The sequence below is a fragment of the Nocardioides eburneiflavus genome (assembly GCF_004785795.1).
GTDB lineage: Bacteria > Actinomycetota > Actinomycetes > Propionibacteriales > Nocardioidaceae > Nocardioides > Nocardioides eburneiflavus.
Genome location: NZ_SRRO01000001.1, coordinates 3,074,125 through 3,097,670 on the forward strand (window position 1 = coordinate 3,074,125; position 23,546 = coordinate 3,097,670).

Annotated in this window: 15 protein-coding genes; 6 read left to right on the plus strand and 9 right to left on the minus strand. The window is 67.0% G+C overall.

The features are described from left to right. Positions 1–174: 174 nt before the first annotated feature. On the minus strand, positions 175–6,141 hold the full coding sequence (gene mobF, locus EXE59_RS14515) for a MobF family relaxase (RefSeq protein ID WP_135839547.1): 5,967 nt from the start codon (positions 6,139–6,141) through the stop codon (positions 175–177). A 16-nt stretch (positions 6,142–6,157) separates the two neighbouring features. On the opposite strand from mobF, the gene EXE59_RS14520 reads away from it, so the two are divergent. From EXE59_RS14520 to EXE59_RS14535, 4 genes are all read left to right on the plus strand, one after another. Next, positions 6,158–7,714, plus strand: a complete 1,557-nt coding sequence (locus tag EXE59_RS14520; RefSeq protein ID WP_210429003.1) for an IS110 family RNA-guided transposase — start codon at positions 6,158–6,160, stop codon at positions 7,712–7,714. Positions 7,715–8,022: 308 nt separating this feature from the next. Further along, entirely contained in the window at positions 8,023–9,255 is a 1,233-nt protein-coding gene (locus EXE59_RS14525) for an IS110 family RNA-guided transposase (RefSeq protein ID WP_135839548.1), read from the plus strand. Between the two features lie 971 nt (positions 9,256–10,226). Further along, entirely contained in the window at positions 10,227–10,991 is a 765-nt protein-coding gene (locus EXE59_RS14530) for an SDR family NAD(P)-dependent oxidoreductase (protein ID WP_342777229.1), read from the plus strand. A 100-nt stretch (positions 10,992–11,091) separates the two neighbouring features. Further along, positions 11,092–12,207, plus strand: a complete 1,116-nt coding sequence (locus tag EXE59_RS14535) for an MFS transporter (RefSeq protein ID WP_168218522.1) — start codon at positions 11,092–11,094, stop codon at positions 12,205–12,207. Between the two features lie 4 nt (positions 12,208–12,211). Here the strand turns inward: EXE59_RS14535 and EXE59_RS14540 are convergent, their stop codons facing one another. From EXE59_RS14540 to EXE59_RS25005, 4 genes are all read right to left on the minus strand, one after another. After that, positions 12,212–13,090, minus strand: coding sequence for an NAD(P)-dependent oxidoreductase (locus tag EXE59_RS14540; protein ID WP_135839550.1), 879 nt, complete (start codon positions 13,088–13,090; stop codon positions 12,212–12,214). A 117-nt stretch (positions 13,091–13,207) separates the two neighbouring features. Next, positions 13,208–14,365: an extracellular solute-binding protein gene (locus EXE59_RS14545; protein WP_135839551.1), complete on the minus strand. Its 1,158-nt coding sequence runs from the start codon at positions 14,363–14,365 to the stop codon at positions 13,208–13,210. Positions 14,366–14,442: 77 nt separating this feature from the next. Continuing rightward, positions 14,443–14,952, minus strand: a complete 510-nt coding sequence (locus tag EXE59_RS14550) for an SDR family oxidoreductase (RefSeq protein ID WP_342777206.1) — start codon at positions 14,950–14,952, stop codon at positions 14,443–14,445. Beyond that, positions 14,946–15,203 carry an SDR family NAD(P)-dependent oxidoreductase gene (locus EXE59_RS25005; protein ID WP_168218524.1) on the minus strand — a complete coding sequence of 86 codons (258 nt, stop codon included), beginning with the start codon at positions 15,201–15,203 and terminating at the stop codon, positions 14,946–14,948. The genes EXE59_RS14550 and EXE59_RS25005 overlap by 7 nt, the downstream gene beginning before the upstream one ends. 148 nt (positions 15,204–15,351) lie before the next feature. On the opposite strand from EXE59_RS25005, the gene EXE59_RS14555 reads away from it, so the two are divergent. After that, complete coding sequence (locus tag EXE59_RS14555; protein ID WP_135839552.1) at positions 15,352–15,789, plus strand: acyl-CoA thioesterase; 438 nt, start codon at positions 15,352–15,354, stop codon at positions 15,787–15,789. A 33-nt stretch (positions 15,790–15,822) separates the two neighbouring features. On the opposite strand, the gene EXE59_RS14560 is transcribed toward EXE59_RS14555, so the two are convergent. The 3 genes from EXE59_RS14560 to EXE59_RS14570 form a co-directional block, all read right to left on the minus strand. Next, positions 15,823–16,965, minus strand: a complete 1,143-nt coding sequence (locus EXE59_RS14560; RefSeq protein WP_135839553.1) for an acyl-CoA dehydrogenase family protein — start codon at positions 16,963–16,965, stop codon at positions 15,823–15,825. A 9-nt stretch (positions 16,966–16,974) separates the two neighbouring features. Further along, the gene (locus EXE59_RS14565) at positions 16,975–18,126 is read right to left on the minus strand and encodes an acyl-CoA dehydrogenase family protein (RefSeq protein ID WP_135839554.1); all 1,152 of its coding nucleotides are present in this window, start codon (positions 18,124–18,126) and stop codon (positions 16,975–16,977) included. A gap of 142 nt (positions 18,127–18,268) precedes the next feature. Further along, positions 18,269–20,467, minus strand: a complete 2,199-nt coding sequence (locus tag EXE59_RS14570) for an oxidoreductase (protein WP_168218525.1) — start codon at positions 20,465–20,467, stop codon at positions 18,269–18,271. A 250-nt stretch (positions 20,468–20,717) separates the two neighbouring features. On the opposite strand from EXE59_RS14570, the gene EXE59_RS14575 reads away from it, so the two are divergent. Continuing rightward, entirely contained in the window at positions 20,718–21,503 is a 786-nt protein-coding gene (locus EXE59_RS14575) for an SDR family oxidoreductase (RefSeq protein WP_135839556.1), read from the plus strand. Positions 21,504–21,810: 307 nt separating this feature from the next. Here EXE59_RS14575 and EXE59_RS14580 read toward each other — a convergent pair whose 3' ends face one another. After that, a complete protein-coding gene (locus tag EXE59_RS14580; RefSeq protein ID WP_135839557.1) occupies positions 21,811–23,388 on the minus strand; it encodes an AMP-binding protein in 1,578 nt (525 codons plus the stop codon). Between the last annotated feature and the right edge of the window lie 158 nt (positions 23,389–23,546).

Here is a 23,546-nt window from a genome sequence, read left to right on the forward strand (position 1 = left end):
CGCGCTGATCACCAACGCCGCCTGGTAGAGCTCCTTAAGGAGGGTCGCATGAGGAAGTCGCTGCGACCAGAAGATGCCGTCCGTTCTTAGACCTTCCGATGCAGCGGCGGCTCAAGTACCAAGCGCTTGAGTGACCGACGTCATTCTGGGCGGTTTGCCGTGGCTTCGGAGCCCTCATCGCCGACCGGGCGGTGGCATGCGACGATCCATGGTCGGACTTGACCAGGGATGGTGCGCTCCCTGGGATTGGCGGATTGCGGGAATGTCGAGAGGCGAGGTCGCGTCGATTGGCATCCCCAGACGGGAGACGATCCGGTAGCGCAAGTCGCGTGCGGGGCTGTCGCCCAAGGGTGTCTCGGAAACGATCGCGCGGGTGGAGGCGCCGACGTCGTGACCGTGCTCGTGGGCCCGCTGCAGCATCGCTGCGGTGGCCGGCCAGTCGCCTTGGTCGAGCAGGCGCGGGTCGAGCTCGCGCGCCAGCGGTGCCCACCGCTCGGCCGGCGTCTTGTCGGCCGCGGCCGCGAGTCGGGCGCGGACCTCGCTGCTTTTGTGCAGCTCGGCCACGGCGGCCTTCCGCGGGTCGGCGTCCCACGTCTTGACCGCGTCCCGCAGGTCCCGGCGGGCTTGCAGGTGGGAGAGCTGCAGCCGTGCCCGCACTTGGTTGACGCCCGGCTCCCAGGCCCGGCTGGGACGGGCCGAGATGACCCGCATGGCGGCCAACCGTGCCTGCTCGGCGGGGAGGTTGTCGAGGCGTTCGGTGAGGAGCTGGTCGCCCAGGGACCGGAAGGCGGGTTGGCCGCTGGCCACCGCAGCGGTGAGCGCGGCCGGGCCGCGCTGAGCGAGCAGGTCGGCGGGGTCGAGTCCGTCGGGGAACCGTGTGTAGCCGGGGTCCAGGCCGTGCGAGGTCAGCATCCAGAAGTCGCGCTCGGCCGCGACCTGGCCCGCCAGGTCGGCGTCGGTGGCCACGATCGGGTCGCGGCCGACGGCGGCCAGCTGCGCGGCCTGCTCATCGGTCAGGGACGTGCCGAGCGTGGCCACGCCGAGGTAGAGGCCGGCACTGGCGATCGTGACAGCGATCGCGTCCATCGGGCCCTCGGCGATCACCGGGACGGCGCCCTCGGCGAGCAGCTCGTCGGCGACGCCGAACAGCTGCGCGCCCTTGTGGAACAGCGGGGTGTTGGCGGTGTTGAGGTACTTGGGTCCGGCCTTGTCGTCGTCGGTGAGGTCGGGGCGTCGGCGGCCGACGAAGCCGAGCACCTCGCCCTGGTGGATCACCGGGAACATCACGCGGTCGCGGAACCGGTCGATGAGGCGGCCGGTGCTGGCCTCGGTGGCGACGCCGGTGGCGAGCATCTCGGCGTCGCTGATGCCGCGGCCGCGGAGGTGGTCGACCAGGTTGGTCCAGCCGGCCGGAGCCTGACCGGGGCGGAACCGCTCGTCGCCGGCGAGGTCGACGCCGAACCGGCCGGTGAGGTAGTCGCGGCCCCACGAGTCGGTGAACCGGGACTCGAAGAAGGTCTGCGTGAGCTCGTTGACCTCGACCATGCGCTCGCGCGTGACGGGGGAGGAGTGCCACTCGTCGGCGCGCTGGTACATAAGCCGGATATCGGCGTCGGTGGGCTCCAACCGGGTGCCGCCGAGGTCGCGGATGTAGGCGGCCAGCGTGAGGTCGCTCTCGATGTACTGGTCCTCGTCGACGTCGACCAGGTCCTCCTCGAGCGCGTCGACCAGGTCCTCCTCGAGCGCGTCGACCTGGTGCTCGTCGACCAGGTCGACGGGAGGCTCGAGGTCCGTGCCGGGGTCCTCAGCAAGCGGCCACGGGATGTCGTCGGGCTGGTCGACGAACATCCCCTGGTCGGGCTCGATGCCCTCCCACAGGTCCGCCGGCGGCTCCTCGAAGTGGTACTCGTGCGCGTGCTCGTCGGGAGCGGTCTCCAGCGCGATCGAGGTCCGCCAGACCAGTGCCTGGCACTCGTCGACGCCCTCCCAGCCGTCGCTCGGCAGCGCCCGGCCGGCGCCCAGCAGGGCCTCGACCTGCCAGCCACGCTGCAGGCCGTGGTCGACGTTGGAGACCAGCGCCGGCCACCAGGTGCTGGCCTGAATGCTCGCGGCACGCTCGGGGCCGAACAGGTCCGCGAGCCGCGGCGCCCAGTCGGTGGTGACGCTCTCGCCGTGGGAGCCGTCGCCGATCTGGGCGGCGACCGCGGGTGTGAGGTGCCGGGCCAGGCGCCACCACAGCGCGGCCGGGGCGTGCTCGTCGGGCAGCGGGCCCGCCGGGTGATCGGGCGCGGCGGCGGTGCGCAGCAGCTCGTGGGCCGTGACGCCGGCACGCGACATCGCGGCCAGCCGCTCGGCCAGGAGAGGGGTGAACTCGTCGGCGCTGACCTGCGGGGCGAGGGAGGAGAGCAGCTGACGCCATTCCTTGAGCGCCGGCGTGTGGTCACCGGTGACGGCCCGGTTGAGGCGCCGCTGCCACGTCGCCGACGCCTTCTGAAGCTGCGGTGCACCGGTCGGTCGCCGGTCGTCGACGGGGACCTGCATGGCTGCGCGCCAGACCTCGACGTCGGCCACCGTGGCGGCCTCGGGGCGGATGCCGTTCTGCGCCCACACCGGCAGCGAGGACTGCTCGGCGGCGCGGGTGTGGACCTGCCCGGCGAGCTGCTCGACCAGGTGCGCCCGCTGGGAGAGGTAGGCACCCCAGTGCGGGTCCTCGGCCAGACGGTTCGGGATCCCGGGCATCCACGGCAGCGGGCCGGCGCCCGCGTTGCGCAGCCCGGAGGCGTCGAGGCGCCAGTCCAGGACCGCGGCCCGGTCGCGTGCGCTCTCCAGCTCCCGGTCACCGGCGGCGGCCCGGAGCGCTTCGACGGGGTTCTCGCCCGCCGCACCGAGCAGCAGCAGGTGGGCGCGCAGGCTGGGCCAGGCGGCCTCGTCCGACAACCCGGGAGCCAGTGACTCGACGGCGGTGTCCAGCGCGTCGACCACGTTGACAGTGGTGCCGTCGACGCCGGTCGTGGTCTCGTGGCGCAGCAGGTCCTCGGCTGCGACGTAGAGGCTGTCGAGGTAGCGCTGGGAGGCCTCGCCGAGCCGGGTGGCCGGGTCGGCCTGCTCGCGGACCAGGCTGGTCGCGGACCGCTGGGCGTCGTCGCGGGCCAGCATCGACTCGAGGATGTCGGTGGGGGTGAGCGGCCGGACCAGGGTCGGGTGGATCACCGAGTGCGGGTCGCCGTCGCCGACGACCTCGAGGTAGACGTGGTTGGCGTGCGCGCCGCGGGTCATCATCGTGTAGAGCTGCTGGCGAGACTCGGTGCCGGTGGCCAGGCCGTGCATCGTGTCGGCGGTGACGCCCTGGGCGGTGTGCACGGTGCACGCGTAGCCGAGTTCGGTGGCCTTGGCGACATAGTTACTCGGCAGCCGCACGGTGCGGCCGTGCTGGGTGTGCTGGACGGTCAGGTCGCCAACGTCGTGGATCTCCAGGACGGTCCAGCGGTCGCCGTTCTTCACCCAGTCGGTGGCCGAGGTACGCAGCCGGCGGTCGTTCTCGCGGGTGATGATCAGCTCGCCGATCGACGCCTCGTTGCCGTCGGCGAGCCGCCGCACCGGGCCACCGCTGGCCCGATTGTTGGGGCCGTTCGGGTCGATCCCTTCCAAGCGGTGGGCGCGGGCCTGCTGGTTCAGCTCGCTGACCAGGTCGCGGGTCGGGGCGAGCATGATCGAGTCCAGCCCAGCGGCCCGGTCGGCCTGCCAGGCGGCGAAGACCTCCTCGGTCATGGTCGCCAGGTCGCCGACGTGGACCCGGTCGCGGTCGAGGTAGAACCCGAGCGCCTCGCTCTTGCCCTCGCGCAGGGCCAGCGACGCTGCGCCCTCGGCGGGGTCCTTGAACCGCACGAGCTCGGTCAGCTGGAGCGCGCCGTGGGTGGCGCGGATGTCGCGCAGCACGCCGCCGGCTCCTATCGCGGAGAGCTGCTGGTCGTCACCGATCAGGCGGACACTGCCGCCGCGTTCGAGGATGTAGGAGACCGCGGCGTCCAGGGAAAGGGTGTCGGCCATGCCCGCCTCGTCGATCACGACGAGCGTCGAGGAGTCGATGCCGGCCACCCAGTCCGGCATCGCGGCGCCGGTCTGCCGGGCCTGCTCGAGGGAGTGCGTGAGCTTGGCCAGGGTGTCGGTCTGGGTGTCGATCTGGGAGCCCATCGATGTGCGGAGGGCGTCCGCGGCCGCCGCCGAGGGAGCGAGGCCGATGACGGTGCCGCCGCCGTCGCTCCACGCGCTGGCCAGGACTCGCATCGCGGTGGTCTTGCCCGATCCGGCGGGGGCGATCGCCAACTGGAGCCGGGCGCCGGAAGTGGCCATCTCCCGCACCAGCGTGGCCTGCCCGGCGTTGAGGGTGATGCCGTTGGCGGTCGACTCAAGCAGCGCCAGGTCGACCGAGGACGCCTCGACGGCGTACCCGTCATGACGGCCGGCGGCGTCGACCAGGCGCTGCTCGGCGGCCAGCACCTTGCTCGAGGTGAACAGCTCGGCCCGTGCCTGGGTGTAGACCGAGGACCCGTCCGCGCGACGCAGCTCGACCGGCTCGCTGATGGGGTCCCAGGGGCGGGCCATGCTCACCGAGCGGCCGTCGAGAACCTCGCTGACCAGCAGGTCGACCACCTGGGAGACCTGGTTGGTGGGCACGTTGGCGGCCCGGACCTGCCGCTGGGCTTCGGCGTAGACGTGCCAGTACTGCCACGTGCTCCGGCTGCCTTCCATCGTGGCCACGATGCGGTCAGTCGTCTGGGTGAACCACGCTGCGTTCACGACTAGGTCGGCCAGGGAGCGGGCGGCGCCCTTCGGGTTGAGGACGCCGTGCACCATCTGCTTGACCCGCTGCGGGGTGCCGAGCACCTCGACGGCCTCGCGGTTCCAGGCCTCGCGCTGCTCGGCCAGCGAGCGGGGCTCGTGCTTGGCCTCGCGGGTCTCTAGCGTCGCCTGCTGTGACAGCTGGATGGTCTCGACGGGCGTCGGGGGCCGGCCGTGGGTGGCCTGGAACGCCGCGGCGAGGACCTTGCGGCGGTCCTCGACGTTGATCCGGCGCTTGGAGAACCGGCGGTTGAGATCGGGGTCGACGCCGACGATCTCACGCACGGGCCGCTTGCGGGCGTCCTCGTTCGGGCGCTCCTCGAACCGCACGCCGAGGGCGTCGATCAGGTGCCGCTCGAGCGCGGTGTTGTAGGTCTCCGAGGCCGAGACGACCGCCTTGTGCAGCGGCCGGCCGTCGATGGCCAGCCACGTGCCGTCAAGCGTCTGGACCTTGTTGGCCACCGCGACGTGCGTATGCAAGTCAGGGTCGCCGGCGCGGGAGTCGCGGTGGGTGAAAGCCGTGGCGACCAAGCCGCGGACCTCGACCTGGCGGACGCCGTTGGTGCCCCGGCGGGTGAACAGTGCCTTGGACTCGATGAAGTCCAGCGCGTCCTTGATCGCCGTCTGGTGGGCCCGCTCGATCACCGCGGCGGTCTTCGGGTCGGCGATCGCCCACAGCGTCGAGACGCTCTTGACCGGGGAGAGGGTCAGGTCGTAGCCGGCGACGGCGTTGGTCTTGGAGCGGGAGTGCTTGGCGATCGTGGCGGCCAACTCACGGGCATCCGCGGGCTCGCGGCCGTGCTCGGCGCGGAAGAACTCACGGCCGACCTCGGTACGGATTCTGGCGCGCTCTGCGGCGGGGACGGGGTAGTCGCCGGGGTGCCCGGCGGCCTCATTCCATTCACTGAATCGCTTGGCGACCGCGATCCGGAAGGGGCTGATGTCGTTGTCGTAGATCTTGTAGGGAATGCCGAGCCGGACGGCGGCCTTGTAGTCCGCCTCGGTCGGCCGCTGGGCCCCGTCGCGGCCGATGCGGAGGTCCAGTTGCTTGGTCCGCTGTGTGGCCAGCGGGTGATGCCCGGAGCCGAACAGGCTCTGCATGTGGTCGGCCGTGACGACGTCTCCCGCGTCCAGGCCGTCGATGCCCACCATGCCGGACCCGATCCACACGCCGGGGGTCTCGCCCTTCTCGGTGTAGTAGCTCGCCAGCCCGGTGTGGCCCTTGTCCGTGGCGTCCATCGCTGCGACCTGGCGGGTCAGGTAGTCATATCCCGACCCCGCCGTCAGCTTGTGGAGGCTCATCGTCACGGTCACCTACGTGCGCACGCGCGCGGCAGGCGATCACTTTCGGCTGGCTTTCTGCTCTGTTCTTTCTATTCGGCGAACCGAGAATGCAAGAGGTGTAACGCACTGCGACTTCGTCGCTGCACCGGGGGATGAGAATCGTGGTCGCGTTCGCTCGGCGACGTCGGAACACACTGGTGCGGGTGAGCCCGGTGAGGTGTATGGCGCGGGGTCTTCGGGTGCCTCTGGATTGTTGCTGCGAGCACGTGGGTCTGTGTCCCGGCAGAAGGCCTTCCGAGCGGCGTCGGCCCGGCCGACCGGGCGGGCCGGGTTCGCAAAGAAGGGATTGATCGAGATGGAAGTGCTCTACGAGCGGGTCGCGGGTCTGGACGTCGGGAAGGCGTCGGTGACGGTGTGCGTGCGCACGCCGGGTACGCGGCGTGGCAGCCGGCACAGCGTGACGCGCACGTTCAAGACCACGACGGGGTCGCTGGCGGTGATGCGGGACTGGCTGCTCGAGGCGGGTGTGACGATCGCGGCGATGGAGTCGACCTCGACGTATTGGAAGCCGCCGTTCTACTGCCTCGAAGAGGCCATGACGGTGTGGCTGCTCAACGCCGCGCACATGAAGGCGGTGCCCGGCCGGAAGACCGATGTGCGTGATGCGGAGTGGATCGCTCAGCTGCTTGAGCACGGATTGTTGACTCCCTCGTTCGTGCCGCCGCCGCCGATTAGGCACCTGCGGATGCTGACCCGGTATCGAGTGCAGCTGATGGGGGATCGGACCCGGGAGATGGTTCGCCTGGAGATGATGTTGGAGGACGCCTCGATCAAGCTGTCCACGGTGGCCTCGTCACTGAAGACGGTCTCGGCGCGGGCGATCCTGGCGGCGATGATCGACGGCGAGACCGATGCGCGGGTGCTGGCGGAGATGGCCAAGGGTCGGATGCGGAGCAAGATCCCGGACCTGGCGCAGGCGCTCGAGGGTCACTTCACGCCCGACCACGCCCAGTTGGCCAGGTCGATCCTGGACCGGCTCGACCGGGTCGATGAGTCGCTTGCGGAGCTCGACCAGGCCATCGAGGCGGCGTGTGAGCCGTGGGCCCACCAGATCGACCTGCTGCAAACGATCCCCGGCGTCGGGCCGCGGGTCGCGCAGACGATCGTGGCCGAGACCGGCGCCGACATGTCGCAGTTCCCGACCGCGGCGCACCTGGCGTCCTGGGCAGGCCTGTCGCCGTCGATGTATGAGTCCGCGGGCAAACGCTCACCGGCCGGGCGTCGGCGCGGCAACAAGTGGCTGACCGCGATGCTGGTCGAGGCCGCTGGGTCGGTCGGTCGGATGCACGGCAAGAACTACCTCGCCACCCAACACGCGCGGCTGACGCGGCGCCGGGGGATGAGCCGCGCGCAGATCGCGGTGGCGCACTCGATCCTGGTTGCGGCGTACTTCATGCTCAAGCGCGACGAGCCCTACCGCGACCTCGGTCCCGAGTGGCTCGCGCAGCGCAACGACGAGGCCCACACCCGGCGGCTCGTCGCCCAGCTGGAGAAGCTCGGCCACACCGTCCAACTCGACACCGTCGCCTGAGTCGCGGCGGCCGTTACGACGTGTCGGGCTTCGCCCGACGCGCTCACGCGCCTGCGCCGGTACAGGTGATTCACGGGTCTGTATTTGACTTCAGCCTTCGGCTGAACGTGGCGGGGGATGAGAATCGTGGGTGTCGCTCGGCGACGTCGGCACACACTGGTGCGGGTGAGCCCGTAGAGGTGTATGGCGCGGGGTTCTCGGGAGTCGGTGGATTGTTGCTGCGAGCACGTGGGTCTGTGTCCTGGCAGAGAGCCCTCCGGGCGACGCGTGGCCGCGACGGCCGCGGTCACCGAGCGAGGAGGCCGAGGATGGAAGTGTTGTTCGACCGGGTCGCCGGGCTGGATGTCGGGAAGGCGTCGGTGTCGGTGTGCGTGCGGACACCGGGTGCGCGTCGTGGCCGGCGCAGCGAGACGCGCACGTTCAAGACCACGACCGGGTCGCTGAAAGTGATGCGCGACTGGCTCCTGAACGAAGGGGTGACGATCGCGGCGATTGAGTCGACCTCGACGTACTGGAAGGCGCCGTTCTACTGCCTCGAGGACGTGATGGAGGTCTGGCTGCTCAACGCCGCGCACATGAAGGCGGTGCCGGGTCGCAAGACCGACGTGCGCGATGCGGAGTGGATCGCGCAGCTGCTCGAGCACGGGCTGCTGCGGCCGTCGATGGTGCCGCCGCCGGCGATCCGGCAGCTGAGGATGCTGACTCGCTATCGGGTGCAGCTGATGGGCGACCGGACCCGCGAGGCGATCCGGTTGGAGATGATGCTGGAGGACGCCTCGATCAAGCTCTCCTCGGTGGCGTCGTCGCTGACGACGGTGTCGGCGCGAGTGATCTTGCAGGCGATGATCGACGGCGAGCGCGATCCGTTGGCGTTGGCGCAGCTGGCCAAGGGTCGGATGCGCAGCAAGATCCCGGACCTGGCCCAGGCACTGGACGGGCACTTCGATGACCATCACGCGCAGATGGCCCGCGCGATCCTCGGGCGGCTGGAGCTGGTCGAGCGGTCGTTGGTCGAGCTCGACGCGGTGATCGCCGCGAAGTGCACGCCCTGGCAGCACGAGATCGACCTGCTGCAGACCATTCCCGGGGTGGGGGAGAAGGTCGCGCAGGTCATCGTCGCCGAGACAGGCGCGGACATGTCACGCTTCCCCAGCGCCGCGCACCTGGCGGCCTGGGCCGGTGTCGCCCCGGGAATCCACGAGTCCGCTGGCAAGCGCACCCCGACAAGCAAGCGGCACGGCAACAAGTGGCTCACCGCGATGCTCGTCGAAGCCGCCGGATCGGTGGCGCGGGTGCACGGCTCGAACTACCTCTCCGCCCAGCACGCCCGGCTGGCGAAGCGACGCGGGACCGGACGCGCCCAGGTCGCGGTCGCGCACTCCATCCTCGTGTCGGCCTGGCACATGCTCACCAAGGACGAGCCCTACCAAGACCTTGGCGCAGACTGGCTCGCACGGCGCAACGACGAGGCACATGCCCGGCGGCTCGTCGCGCAGCTCGAACGGCTCGGGCACACCGTGCAGCTCGACGCCGCCAGCTGAAACACCGCTTCACCAACATCGTGTCGGGCTCCGCCCGACGCGCTACGCGCCTGCGCCGGTACAGGTGATTCACGGGTCTGTGTGGCACTTGGTTTGTCGCGAAAATCTGGGGGACGCTGAGGGCCGTGGCGGGGGATGAGAATCGTGGGTGTCGCGCGGCGACGTCGGCACACACTGGTGCGGGGAGCCCGTAGAGGTGTATGGCGCGGGACTCTCGGGAGTCGGTGGATTGTTGCTGCGAGCACGGGGGTCTGTGTGCTGGCAGAGAGCCCTCCGCGGACCGGCACTGCATGGGGATGGGGACGACTCATTTTGCAGGGCAGGTGCGGTCAGAAGGGACGAAGCACGTCTGACCGACCTCGGTCACGCCCCATGGGTGCAGGCGAACGGCGACAATCAACGACGCGTACGAACTGTGGAGAACGCGTCAAGATCGCATGCGTCCCTGATCTCCGAACGGGCAGAGCACGCGCGGTTGTAGATGGAATCAGAGACCGCGCCTGACGCCACAGGTGACGGTGTCGCGCGCCGCGCATCGGGGTGATCCGAGAGCCGCGGTGGCGTGGTGCGCCTGAAGTCAGGGAACGGGTCGGCGGTGAAGCATATTCAGGCTGTCGCCGGAATCGACCCAGCGATAGCCGGTCTGCACCGTGCCACCGTGGAGGTCTCGCCGTCTCGGAGGCCGCGCCGCAAGGCGGTCCCCAGGGCGCGGGATGTGGCAGGGCCTGGCACGTGCGCCACCAGCTTATGCCGCGCGGGACTTAGATGCGGCGTCATGGCGAACAGGACATCCCCCGATCGGGTCGAGTAGATGACGGATCCGAGGCGCGGGCGTACGTGACCTACCAGCATGACCGCATGCGTTCATTTGTCGCGGGGCCGTGGATCAACTGCGCCCCGATACCCGCCTGTGAACGCGACGTCGTCGTTAGGGGCGTGGTCTCGTGAGCAACCTGCCAGTCGCGACCGCAGTGGTCACAGGGGCTGGAAGTGGCATAGGAAAGGCTCTAGCCGAAAGGTTGGCCATCGAGGGCGTCCGGGTGGTGGTGAACGACCTCGACGCGACTGCCGCGGCCGCGGTTGCAGCATCAACTGGAGCTCTCGCCGTGCCCGGTGACGCTGCGACGGAGGCCGGCGTGGAGCTGCTGCATGCCGCCGCGGTGGCCCATCTCGATACGATCGACGCGTGGTTCGCGAACGCGGGTGTCGACGCGGGGCGCGGGCTGCAGACTGCCGAGTCAGAATGGGCCGCGTCGTGGGAAGTCAACGTGATGGCACACGTACGGGCGGCTCGACTTCTGCTTCCAGACTGGGTTGAACGAGGCAGCGGACGGTTCGTTGTCACCGCCTCGGCAGCCGGCGTGCTCACGATGCTCGGCGCACCGGCCTACGCGGTGACCAAACACGGCGCCGTCGCGTTCGCTGAGTGGCTGGCCACCACGTATCGGCATCGGGGTGTAGTCGTGCAGGCCATTTGCCCGCAAGGAGTCGACACTCCCATGCTGCGACGCGCAGGTGCGCTTCAGGACATGCTCAGCCACGACCAAGCACTGACGCCCGCTGACGTCGCCGACATGGTCTGGTCCCCGTTGCACGACGACCGCTTCCTGGTCCTGCCGCATCCGGAAGTCGCTTCCTACGCCGCCGCACGCGGTGGAGACCGCGACCGATGGCTCGCGGGCATGAACCGCCTCCAGCAACGTCTGGAACAGCAACAGGTCCTGCCAGGTGAGTGAACGGACTACCCAGGCAAACTCGTACGCCAAGGTGATGGATGACAGACCTGTTCGGAATCTCCTGCTCAGCCAATTGCTCGGGAGGTCTCCGGCCGCCACCATGACGATCGCGTTGTCGGTGTTCGTCCTGGACCAGTACGACGACATCGCACTCGCAGGAACAGTCATAGCGATCTACACGATTGGCGCCTGCGCAGCCGGTCCCGTGACCACCGGCCTCGTGGCTCGCTTCGACTCCCGCGTCGCTCTGAGCACTGTCGCCGTCCTATGGGCGACCGCGCTGTGCGCCTTGGCCTTGATCGGACCGTCCTCACGCGTGAGCCTGTGCGTCCTCGCCCTAGTGGTCGGGCTCCTGTTGCCACCCGTCGGACCCGTGGTTCGATCGATGTATCCGCGCCTCGTCGAACCGGGTCGGGTGAGCACCCTCATCGCCCTGGACTCCTCCATGGGGGAGTCGATGTGGGTGTTCGGCCCGCTTCTCGTCGCAATCGCCCAGCACTTCTTCGGCGTGCGGGTTGCTTTGGTGCTGGTGGCAGCGCTGGCCCTGGCGGGAGTGATCCTGGTAGTCGGAAACGGCGCGTTCCGGAGCCACAGCGGACCGGAACCACAACGCGGGCGAATGCTGACGGTACTGGGGCGTGTCCAGCTCTGGCCCCTGATGATCGGCGTCGTCGGGCTCATGGCCGGGTGGGGTGCGGCTGAGATTGCACTCGTCGCACGGTTGGACAACAGCCTGCACTTGGGCGCCTTCTTCGCTCTCATGGCTGTCGCCGGAGCCGTATCCAGCGTTGTATGGGGACGATACCCAATAGGTCCTTCCTCGATGGCGGTGCGCGCGGCTGTCGCCGCATTGGGAATGGGCCTGGCGCTTCTCGACCTCGGCATGTGGTGGGTCGCGGCTGCGATGGCGCTCGCTAGCGCCGGCGCGACGCCTACCCTTGCGGCAATCTTCACCCTCACGGTTCGGGTGGTCCCGGCGACCCAGTCAGCCGTCGCTTTCGGCTGGCTGGCCACCGCCCAGCTGGCTGGGATGTCTCTGGGAGCCTTCGTCGCTGGCCGTGCAATCGACCATTTCCAGAATTGGCGCTACGGAGTGGCCGCTGCGCTCGCGATGTTCGTACTCAGCGCGACGGCGGGCCTGATGGTGCTGATGAGCGGTCGTAGGGCTAAGCGCAAGGCTGCGACGGCGGAGGCTGTGCGGGCCGAGCGCTGGTAGGCAATCAGGACGACGAATCCGCCTGACCCAGCTCGAACTGATACACCGCGGCAAGGTCGAACTGACCCAGGCCCGCCTCCTGTGCGCCGCGGACGGTTTCGGCCGCGGCGGCAATTGCCTTGCCGGACAAGCCGGCGTCGCGCCAGCCTCGGGCGAAATCGCGGGTCGACAGGGCCCACGTGTCGATCGTCGACTCAGTGGCGCTGAAGTCTCCTGAATCGACCATCGGAAGGGCGTAGTCGAGATAGCCCTTCATGTTCGTCAGTGATCGGTGCATCCGAGCCACTGCCTGCTCGCGTGGGACGCCGAGGACTTGTGCATATGCGAGCGTGGAGAGCATGGCCGTTTGGACGATGCTGACGAAGCTGAGCGACACGTGATCGACTGCGTTGGCTAGGCGTGCTTGGTGCCCGAGATACTGCGAGCCGCCGGCCAATCCGCGCAGCATGGTCTCGTTTCGCCTCCACGCGCCCTCGTCGCCGGAGTACAGCACGACCGTGTCGTCCCTGCCGATTCCCTTCGGGTACGTGAGGAGCGCACCGTCGAGCAGAGTGATTCCGTTCTCCCGCGTCCACGCCTCCAACTCGTCGGCCTCGGTCGGAGACCCGGTGACGACGTTCACGACGTCGCCGATGTCGCGGTGCTCAAGCGCGTCGGTCAACAGTGCGCGGACGTTGTCGTAAGAGAGGATGACAAAGAAGACGAGGGGGCTCGCCGTGATGGCCTCCGTGGCCGAGGACGCGATGACTGCACCCTCGCGCTTGAGGTGCGAGGCCTTCGCGGGTGACCTATTCCAGACCGTGACTGAGTAGCCATTGCGGAGAAGGACGCGAGCCATGGCTGCGCCCATGAGCCCAGTCCCCAGGATTGATACGTCCGTCATGTGAGTCCGTTCTTCGTCGGCGGCCCAGGTCGGTGACCTCCGTGAAAGGTCGTTGGCGCGAGATGCGCAGAGCCCCGAGATCCGTGAGGGTCTCGGGGCTCTGCCTTGCAGGGGTGGTCAGCCCGCCATGATCCGCGTCCACTCGGCGATGGCAGCGTCGTTGTTCTCGGCCCACCATGCCGGGTCGTAGGTGTAGGTCTCGCTGATCTCGTCCTCGTGGGACGACAAGACGTACGGCTGGAACTCTTCGGGGACCTCCGGCGCCTCCTTGAGCGGCGAGGAGTACGCCGAGTACTCGTAGAAGGGTGCCTGGCCCTCCTCCGTGGCGACGTGCTGCATGAAGGCCCACTGTGCCTCCGGTGACTTGGATCCCTTGACGGCGTAGAGGACGTCCCAAGCTGCGAATACCTTGTCCCAGACGACGCCGAACTCCGCGCCGTTGCTTTCTGCGATCTGCATGGAGCCGGCGTAGCACAGGCACATGCCGTAGTCGCCGGACTCCAACGACTGCGTCGCTGCGGTGATGGTGTCCTGGGGAGTCATCTCATCCCCGAGCTTCTGAGTGGCCTCCTCGACCTTCGACCAGTCCACGGGGTACACCTCGTCAGCCGGAACACCCGCGGTCATGAGGAGCGGTTCCACCTGTCCGTCTGCCCAGTTCAGGAAGATGCGCTTGCCCGGGAAGTTCTCCACGTCGAGGAAATCTTCGACGCTCGTGGGCGGGTTGTCGCCGTACAGCTCCTTGTTGTAGACAACCTGAATGGGTGCGACGAATGAGGGCACGCCGCAGTCGTCGGTGACGAACTTCGGGTCGATGGCACTGATGTCGAAGTCAGCAGGGCGCTCGTCGAACAGCTTGCCGCACTCTGCGGCACCGGTTGCGGCCCCGAAGTCGACGATGTCCCACGTCGTGTTGCCGGCGTCGACCATGGCCTTGACCTTGGCCTGGTCCGGGGGGGAGTCCATGACGATCTGTGCGCCGGTTTCCTCCGAGAACGGGTCGATCCACCCCTTCTGCATGGCCTCGCCAGAGGAACCGCCCCAGTTGACGACCACGAGCTGCTGCCCGGACAGGTCGCTTCCCCCGTTCCCTTCGGAGCCGGAGCTGGCGCCGTCAGCGTCGTTGCCGCATGCGGCCAGCAGGGTGACGGCCGCGATTGCGACCGGGATTAGCGTCTTCTTCATCTCTTGTCGCCTCTCGTCGAGCATATGGAGTGTCCGCCCGCTGGTGGGGTCGGCCCAAGATGTGACGAACGCTACGTTTGTCGTGAGCATCCGTAGGCCGCGTAGGTGCAATCACACCCGGTTGGGGGAGTCGTCCGTAGGCCACTTCCTTCTGGCCTATGCGGCGGTCACCCGATGGTCGCGCCGCCGTCGACGTACAGCGTCTGCCCGGTGATGTAGGAGGCCTCATCGCTGGCGAGGAACATGGTTGCGGCGGCGATGTCTTCGGGGAATCCGACTCGCTTGACCGGGTTGTTCTCGGCGCCCACGCGGCGAAACTCTTCTACGTCCAGCTTCAGGCGTGCGGCAGTGGCGTCTGTCATTTCCGTGACGACGAAGCTGGGGGCGATGGCACGGACGTTGACCCCGAACGCCCCGAGCTCAAGCGCGAGGGTTCTGGTCAACCCTTGGACGCCCATCTTCGCTGCCGAGTAGTTGGCTTGCCCGCGGTTGCCGAGCGCGGACACTGATGAGACGTTCACAATCTTGCCGTACTTCTGTGCGACCAAGTGAGCTTGGGCGGCTTGACTCATCAAGAACGCACCCTTGAGATGGACAGTCATGACCGTGTCCCAGTCGGTCTCTGTCATGCGGAACAACAGACTGTCCCGGGTGACTCCGGCGTTGTTCATCAACACGTGAATGCCCCCCAGTTCGTCGACGACCCGAATGACGGCGGCGTTGACGTCAGCCGCCGACCAGGCTCAGCACCGATCCCGATGTGGTGTGAGTCGCCCGGCAATTGCTTGGCGGTCGCCTCGGCTGCTGCCGCGTCGAGGTCGATGACGGCGACGCTTGCGCCCTCCTCGGCAAAACGGCGGGCGACGCCGGCGCCGATTCCTCGTGCGCCTCCGGTGATTACGGCCACACGGCCCACGAACCTGCTCATCGGTGCTCCCTGATAATTGGAGCTCTGTGGAGCAAGCCTCGTCGGTCCAGGTGTGGGAGTGAGCGTGCCCAGGTGTCATCCGTGCCCGAGTGGGGGATCCAGCTCCGCGTCGGGTGCCTTCTAGGCTGATGTTGACGAAGGAGTGTCCATGTCGAGTGCGACCGAACCGCTACCGAGTTTCGACGTCCCTGAGGGGTATGCGTCCTGGTGGTCGTTGGAGCTGCGTCCATGGTTTCGCGACATTGACTACCTCGGACACCTGACGGCGTCGTCCTACGCCGTCATCTACGAGGAAGCGGTTGGGACGTTCGTGGAAGCGATGTGGGGTACCGACGCGGCGTACGTCGTGGCGCACGTAGCGATCACCTATGGCCGAGAGGTCAGGATGGGAGAGTCGCCGGTGCGAGTACACGTTCGGTGTGAGGGCGCTGAGGGGTCCCGCTTCAGCTGCGCAATGGTGTTAATCGGGCCGGACGGTTCGCCGCGCAGCACTGCGCGTGGCTACTACTCAGCATGGGACATGCAGGCACGTCGGTCCCGCGAGTTGCTCAACGACGAGCGGGAACGCCTCCTGAGGGGACGCTGAACTTGACCTGTACTGCCCTTCCGGGCCGTGTGGTCAGCCGAGCGGGTCCAGTGCGCCGTAGGAATGTATATGCGTCGCGAGCTTTGACAGGTGGTGGTCCGGGGTGCCAACCAGCTGTGCAAGCGCGGTGAGCCGTTGGGCGTAGGCCCCCACGGGGTGCTCAGCGGTCATGCCAATCCCACCGTGCAATTGAATCGCCTCCTGGGCCACGTGGCGAGCGGCCCGACCAACGCGGGCCGATACACGCGCTGCAGCGTCCACGAGCTGGTCAGGGTCGTCGGCTGCCACCATCGTCGCCCACTGCACCAGGCTCTCCGCAAGTTCGACCTCGACGTACATGTCTGCCGCGCGGAAGGTGAGTGCCTGGAAACTGTTCAGGGTCGTCCCGAACTGCTGACGCTGTGTGAGGTACGTAGTCGTCATCTTCAGAACCTTCTCCATCGCACCGACCGCCTCTTGGCCAGCCATCACTGCAGTCAGCGCCGACACGCGGGCAATGGCGTCCTCGTCAACTCGAACATCCTCTCCGAGAGGCGTTGCCACGGCGTCGCGGAAGTCGATTCGTGCGAGCCGTCCAGCGCCCGGAGTCTCGTAGCCGTGGCGGTGCAGTCCATCAGCGGTCGATCGAACCACGAAGACACCGGTTCGCCCGTCCGTCAAAGCGGCGCTGACGAGGAGTAAATCGACGTCCGCGCCTAGTGGGACGGGCTCTTTGGTGCCGTTCAGCACCCACAGATCGCCGTCCACCGTTGCGCGTACCGAGGTCGCCACGTCACGCCATCTCTGCCCGGGCTCGTGGTGGGCCCACGACACCATCATTTCGCCGCCGCACATGGCGGGCAGCAGTTCTTGCTGGTGCTCGACGGAGCCAATAGTGCGGACCACTTCGGTCGCCAGCACCGCACTCGTCAGGAACGGTTCGGGGGCTAAGGCTCGACCGACCTCCTTGGCGACCACACCCACCTCGACCGGACCAGCGTCGGAGCCGCCGAAGACGGAGGAGACAGCGAGACCCAGCAAACCCAGTTCCGCGAGCTCGCCGTATAGGCGCTTGTCGTAGCCCGGCGTCTTCGCGGTTACGGCTCGACGGTGTTCCAAGTCCCCATAGGAACCATGCAAGAGCGTGCGGACCATGTTCCGCAGGGCCTTCTGCTCGTCGTCCAGTGTGAAGTCCATGTATCGCTCCTAGAGTCCGAGGATCGCCCGAGCGATGATCTGGCGCTGGATCTCGTTTGATCCGCCGTAGATGGATACCTTGCGGAGATTGAGGTAGTGCGGTGTCGCGTGCCGTTCCCATTCCGCGGCGGCGGTCCCCTCGCCTGCTCCCCATGTGAGGGCTCCGGGCCCGGCGAGGTCCATCTCGAGTTCGCTGATCGCCTGCTGCAATTCGGTCCCCTTCAGCTTCATGACTGAAGATGCAGGGTGCGGCTCGCCGCCGCCGGAGTGGGCGGTGATCCGCAGAGCCGTCAGCTCAAGCGCGAGGAGCTCGTTCTCCAGGTCGGCGATGCGCAGCTCCACAGCAGGCTGGGACCCTTGAGCCTTCGCGGTCTGCTTGATGCGACATAGCTCAGCCTTCATGCCTCCCATGGGTGCAATGCCCACTCGCTCGTTGCCCAGCAAGAACTTTGCGATGGTCCATCCATCGTTGAGTTCACCGACGAGCAGGCTCTGCGGGACGCGCACGTCTTCGAGCCAGACCTCGTTGACCTCGTGCCTGCCATCAATGAGCTCGATGGGGCGGACAGTCACACCGGGAAGCGTCATGTCGATGAGCAGCATCGAGATGCCTCGCTGCTTCTTCGCGCTGGGGTCTGTGCGAACCAGCGTGAACAGCCAGTCGCCGTGCTGCCCCAGTGTCGTCCACGTCTTCTGTCCATTAACCACGAAGTCGTCGCCATCGGACACGGCGGTCGTCTTGAGGCTTGCCAGGTCGGACCCTGCTTCGGGCTCGGAGAAACCTTGGGACCACCAGATGTCTAGGTTGGCGGTGGCTGGCAGGAACCGTTGTTTCTGCTCCTCGGTCCCGAACTCAGCCAGTACCGGGCCGATCATGCCGGTGTTGAACACGAGCGGAGGCGGCACGTGAGCCCGGTACATCTCCTCCAGCCAGATGTGGCGCCGAAGATCGCTCCAGCCGCGACCGCCCCACTCAATGGGCCAGTGCGGTACGGCGATGCCGGCCGAGTTGAGGATTTGCTGGCCTTCGACGGTCTGCTCGCGGGTGAGCTCGCGTCCATTAACGACGGCCTCACGGATGTGATCGGGAAAGTGAGTGGTGAAGATCCGACGCATCTCGTCGCGGAACTTGATGTCCTCTTTGGACAGGGTCAGATGCATCGGTCTACTCGCTCGCTCGGTGGGGCGTCGGGTGTGCGCGACAGCGTCTACCGCCACGCAAGAACTAGGTCATGCTGCCGCCGGGGCGAGCCTCCGACCACGGTCGCGGAAGTTCAGTGCCCGCATGGGGGATCGGCGCCGGTCAGCGGCGGTCCTGCTGAATGAGCGTGAGCAGCTTGCGGGGGTCACCGTCTGCGTCGTGCATCGCCCCCCAGTGGCTGAGCTCACGGCGGGTGCGCAGCGGAGTGGCAGGATCAGAACTGTCGAACTCGCGTCCGAGCCGGTGCCCGTCGAAAATCGCTTCGGACAGCTGGCGTGGAGAGACGCAGTCGCCGGCCCGGAACACACCCTGCACCCCCGCGTCCGCCCAGTCGCCCTTCCGGGCCATCAATCCGCGGTACAACTCGGTGTCCGATCGACGGCCCGTGGCAAGGACGACCGCATCGAACTCGCGGACGATGCCTGCACCGCCCGGCTCCCGGACCGAGTCCGAGGCGTCGGGGAAGCGACGGAACCCGTCCTCGAACAGCCCATGCAGCGTCAGTTGCCCATTGTGCATCACGGAAACGTAGGTCTCGACGAGGAGTTCGACGTCCAGTTCACGCATGAGGCGCGCAACGTTGGGCAGTTCACCGGTGTACAGGGTGTAGGCGGCGGGCCTGACGAAGGGGGTGATGTACGTGACCGCGTGGCCCTTCTGGCTCAGCAGTTCGGTGAGTCCCAGCCCAGCTGCGTACCCGTCGAAGTCAAGGACAGCAACGGTCCGACCAGGCACTTCCTTGCCTTCGAGCATGATCTGTTCGGGAGTAAGGATGTGCGGAAGGGATGCGTCGACGCCCGGGATGGGTGCGTGGGTGACGTGGTTCGTTCCATCGGCGGCGAAATGGGCCCCCGTCGCCACCACCACGTAACCGGCTCCGTAGTCCAAAGCGTCCTCGGGAGTCATCGGGGTGCGCGTGATCACCTCGATGTTGGACAACTTGTCGAGTTGGATCTGGCGGTAGTCCAGGAGGCGGCGCCAGTCGCCCAGGCGTGGCAACTCGGGAAGCCAGCGCAGGACGCCTCCCATTGTCGAAGCACCGTCGATCAGGTGGACGTTGCGCATTTCTCGCTTGGCCAGGACCATGGCGCACTCGAGGCCCGCGGGCCCGGAGCCGATGACGATGACGTCGTTTTCATGGTTCTTGGCTTTGGTGAAGATTTCCGGGTGCCAGCCCCGACGGAACTCCTCCATCATGGTGGCGTTCTGGGTGCAAACGACACGGGAGTGAGCCTCCCACCGAGCGATGCAGGCGTTGCAGCCGATGCACTCGCGGATCTCGTCGACGCGCCCTTCGTCGATCTTCCTCGGAAGGAACGGATCCGCGATTGAGGGGCGGGCGGCGCCGATGACGTCGAGTTGCCCGTTCTTGATCGCGGCGACCATCGTGTCTGGGGATGTCAGACGCCCCACGCCGATGATTGGCTTCGTTACGGCATTGCGCGCTTCGAGATGCCACAGAGCTTCATGGTTCTCGGGGTAGAAACGGGATGCAGCGATGTCCTCGCCCCAGTCCCAACTGGAGATATTGAGGTCGAACGCGTCGACCAAGGGATCTAGCCAACGCAGCACCTGCAAGGCGTCGCCAAGGGGTACCCCGCCGTCGCCACGCAGGTCGTCGAGGGAGACACGAGGAACGATGGCGCAGTCGTCTCCGACGGCGTCACGCACGGCCTGGACAACCTCGATCCAGTGACGAGTCCGGTTCTCGAGCGAACCGCCGTACTGGTCCTCACGCTTGTTATGGAACGGGGAAAGGAAACGGGCCGGACCGAGGTCCTGCGATCCGTGGATGCAGATGATGTCGTAGCCGGCATCGCGTGCTCGCCTAGCGGCGGTGGCCCAATCGGCAGCGAGATCACGGATTTCCTCTTCGGTCGCCTCCACGCCGTACCCGATGAGTCCCTCGAACACCTCGTTGCCGAGCTGGCTGGGGTTGCGTGCCACGAGCCGCTCGCCGAACCCACGCGTGAACCCGCTGTACCCAAGTTCGATCCCGGCCAGAGCGTCGTGCTCGTGGATTGCTGCAGCGAGCAGCGACAACTGACGTACGTCGTCGTCGTCCCACAACGTGGGCTGGCGGAGGGGTAAGGCGTCCGCTTCAGGGTGGATGGAAATCAACTCCGTGAAGACCGCTCCCCATCCGCCTTCCGCCTTGACTGAGCGGTGCAACGCATTCTGCAGCGGCGTCTCAGCGGTCGAGCCGGTGCACTGCGGTACCTGCCAAAACCTGTTAGGCAGCGTCTTCGGCCCGATCTGCAGCGGCTCGAAGAGAATGTCGTAGCGCGCGTCGCGACTCATGGGCAGTCCTTCCGAAGGTGGCGCCTCGACGCTAATGCGTGCGGCGTGCACGGCGGTCCATTGCCTTGCATCGCCACCCGGGTGGGGGAGGCCGATCACATGCGCATATGAAAGATCATCCCCCGAGCGGGTGTGGTCCGTAAGCAAGCGCGACGAGCAACTGAACGGCATGGGGGAATGACAGCGTTGTCGCGAGACCGCGATGACGCAGGAAACTGACTCAATGCGTCCTCACTAGATGGGAACCAGCATGCCGATCACCTTCGATCTGACCGGAAAGACCGCAGTGGTAACCGGAGGAAGCCGCGGCATCGGACTCATGGCGGCCCGGGGCCTCGTGCAGGCCGGAGCGCGTGTCTACGTCGTCTCCCGCGTCGAAGACGCGTGCCGTACAGCAGCTGCCGACCTCGCGCAGATTGAGGGATCGGCAGACGTGATCCCGCTCGCTGCCGACCTCGCTACGGAGGAAGGTTGCCGCAAGTTCACTGACGCGATTGCACAACGCGAGGAGTCTCTCGACATCCTCATCAACAACGCAGGCGCGGCCTGGGGCGCGCCGTTGGAGGAGTACCCGGTCTCAGGGTGGGACAAGGTAGTCGACCTCAACCTTCGGGCTCCCTTCCTCCTCGTCCAGGCGTTGCTTCCGCTCCTCGAGGCGGCAGGTGATGCCATTGACCCCGCTCGCGTCATCAACGTCGGTTCCATCGACGGACTCCGAGTCCCCGGCCTCCCCACATATGCCTACTCGGCCAGCAAGGCAGGAGTCCACCACCTCACACGCGTCCTCGCAGTCGAGCTCGGTCCTCGCCACGTGATCGTCAACGCGATCGCACCCGGACCCTTCGAGTCAAGAATGATGGCGGCCACGCTTGAGTCTCATCAGGAGCGACTGGAGAGCACGGCCCCGTTGCGCCGTATCGGTAAGCCCGACGACATCGCGGGCACCGTCGTGTTCTTGAGCAGTTGGGCATCGTCTTACATCACCGGCGCCGTTATCCCGGTAGATGGCGGGATCAACCTGCAGGCCGAGGCGTAACCAGGAAACACGAGCTATGGGCGGTCACATCGGGACTGTGCAGGTCCAAGCACTTCGGCGTAAGCCTCGGCTCGTTCGCGAAACAGTGTTGATCCTCGCACGCTTCCTGGGGCCGCCAGGCGTCCGGAGCGCCTGGCCCCGAAGGGACGATCGAGGAACGATTGCGGTCGGGCAGGCTGAGCTCGACTATCGGTGTCCTGCCCAGTTGTGCGGCGCCGCGGTTTCGATCGAAACCTTCGACGCGAACAGGGCGGGCTCCCAGAGAGCACGAATCCCGCCCGGGCAGCAGCGGCGTTCCAGTGTCGAGTCAGGCCGGGCGCCCTTCAGCGTCATAGACCGAAACGGAAAGCCCCCTCGCGCGGAGTTCGGCCTTCGCCACTCTGTGTGACGGTGTCTTGGGGAGATCGGCTACGACGTCGATGAATCGCGGAAGCGCGAAGCGGGGGAGATCCTTGGACATCTGAGTCCGCAGCTCCGCGGGGTCGAGGTTGGTGTCCGGCCGCGGGATGACAACTAGGGCGACGTCTTCCTCGCCCAGGGGCGAAGGAACCCCGATGGCTGCGGCATCCAAGACGCCGGGATGTGCCAGCGCGGTGCGCTCGACCTCCCAGGCCGAGATGTTTTCACCACGTCGTCGGATCGAGTCCTTGAGGCGCCCTATGTAACGGAAGCTGCCGTCCTCGAGTTCTTGGAGCAGGTCGCCCGTGTGGAACCACAGACCCTGCCAGGCCTGGACGGTCGCCTCTGGATTGCGCCAGTAGCCCTGCATGTGCGCACCGCGGCGCGTCGGTCGAACGACGAGCTCGCCAACCGATCCTTGAGGCAGCGGCATTCCCGACGAGTCGATGATGCGCACTTCCGCTCCGGCAAGGGGTCGACCGACGTTGCCGGGTCCTCCTTCGCCGAGGCTCTGATTCAGGATGGCCGGGAACTCGGTCATCCCGTAACCCTCTATGAGTTCGGTGTTGAAACGGAACTCGAAGTCAGCGTGCATCGCGGTGGGGATCGACGAACCGATGCCGACGCGTCGGGTGGCCGGCCTGGGTCCCGCCGGCTGCTTCATCAGGATGGGCAACATCGCACCGATGAATGAGAACATTTCTGCGTTCGCCGCCTCCACGTCGGTCCAGAAACGGGTGGCGCTAAACCGGCGCGGAATGACGATGGTGCCCCGTCGAGCAAGGACGTTGATGACGTGGATGCGTGCGTCTATGTGGCACAGAGGCTGCGGGCAGTAGACCGTTTTGGACCCACTCAGCTTGTAGAACGGGTCATAGTCTCCCGCCATGGTGGCGTAGTACTCGTGGGCAATCATCACGCCTTTAGGTGCGCCGGTGCTTCCCGACGAGAACATGACCGTGGCCATGTCAGAGCCCCGTACGCTAGGAAGAGGCGCAGCAGCGTCGTCGACGTGGATCAAGTCTCCAAATTTTGCGTAGGGGGTGGTCGCGTCGACCGTCGCATCTGGGTCGACGAGGATTACGTGCTTAATGGACGTCGCGACCTCCCCGAGCGCGCCGGCGTCATTTAGGCGCCCCAGGAGCGCGCTGGTCGTGATCACCGCCCGAGGAAGTGCGACGGCCACGGTCCGGGCAAGAGAGGCGCCCATCGCGTCCTCCGAGACCGGGACGTCGATGGCGCCCGCTGCGCCCACCGCCAACCAACTCCACAACGCCTCCGGGATGTTGGGCAGCAAAAGTAGGACGCGGTCACCCGGTGCAATCCCGAGCGAAGACAACCCGCGAGCCGCCCCGGTTACCAGATCGAAGGATTCGCGGTAACTGAACTCGGTGTCGTCCACCTGCGCAAAGGTCCGGTCCGGGGAGTCCTTCGCGGCCGCCTTAAGCTCGCCGAGCAAGGTGGCGACCACTTCTACATCAGGCATGGCGTCATAGTGCTGGTGCCTCGTAGCGACGCATCGTCTCACTCGTCTTTCCCGCCCAGTCGGGGGAGGTTCGATGCGCACGAGGATCCCCCGACCGGGTACATGCTGTACGGGTGATCGTCACAAGGACGAGTATGACTGCTTGGCTGTGCGGGAAC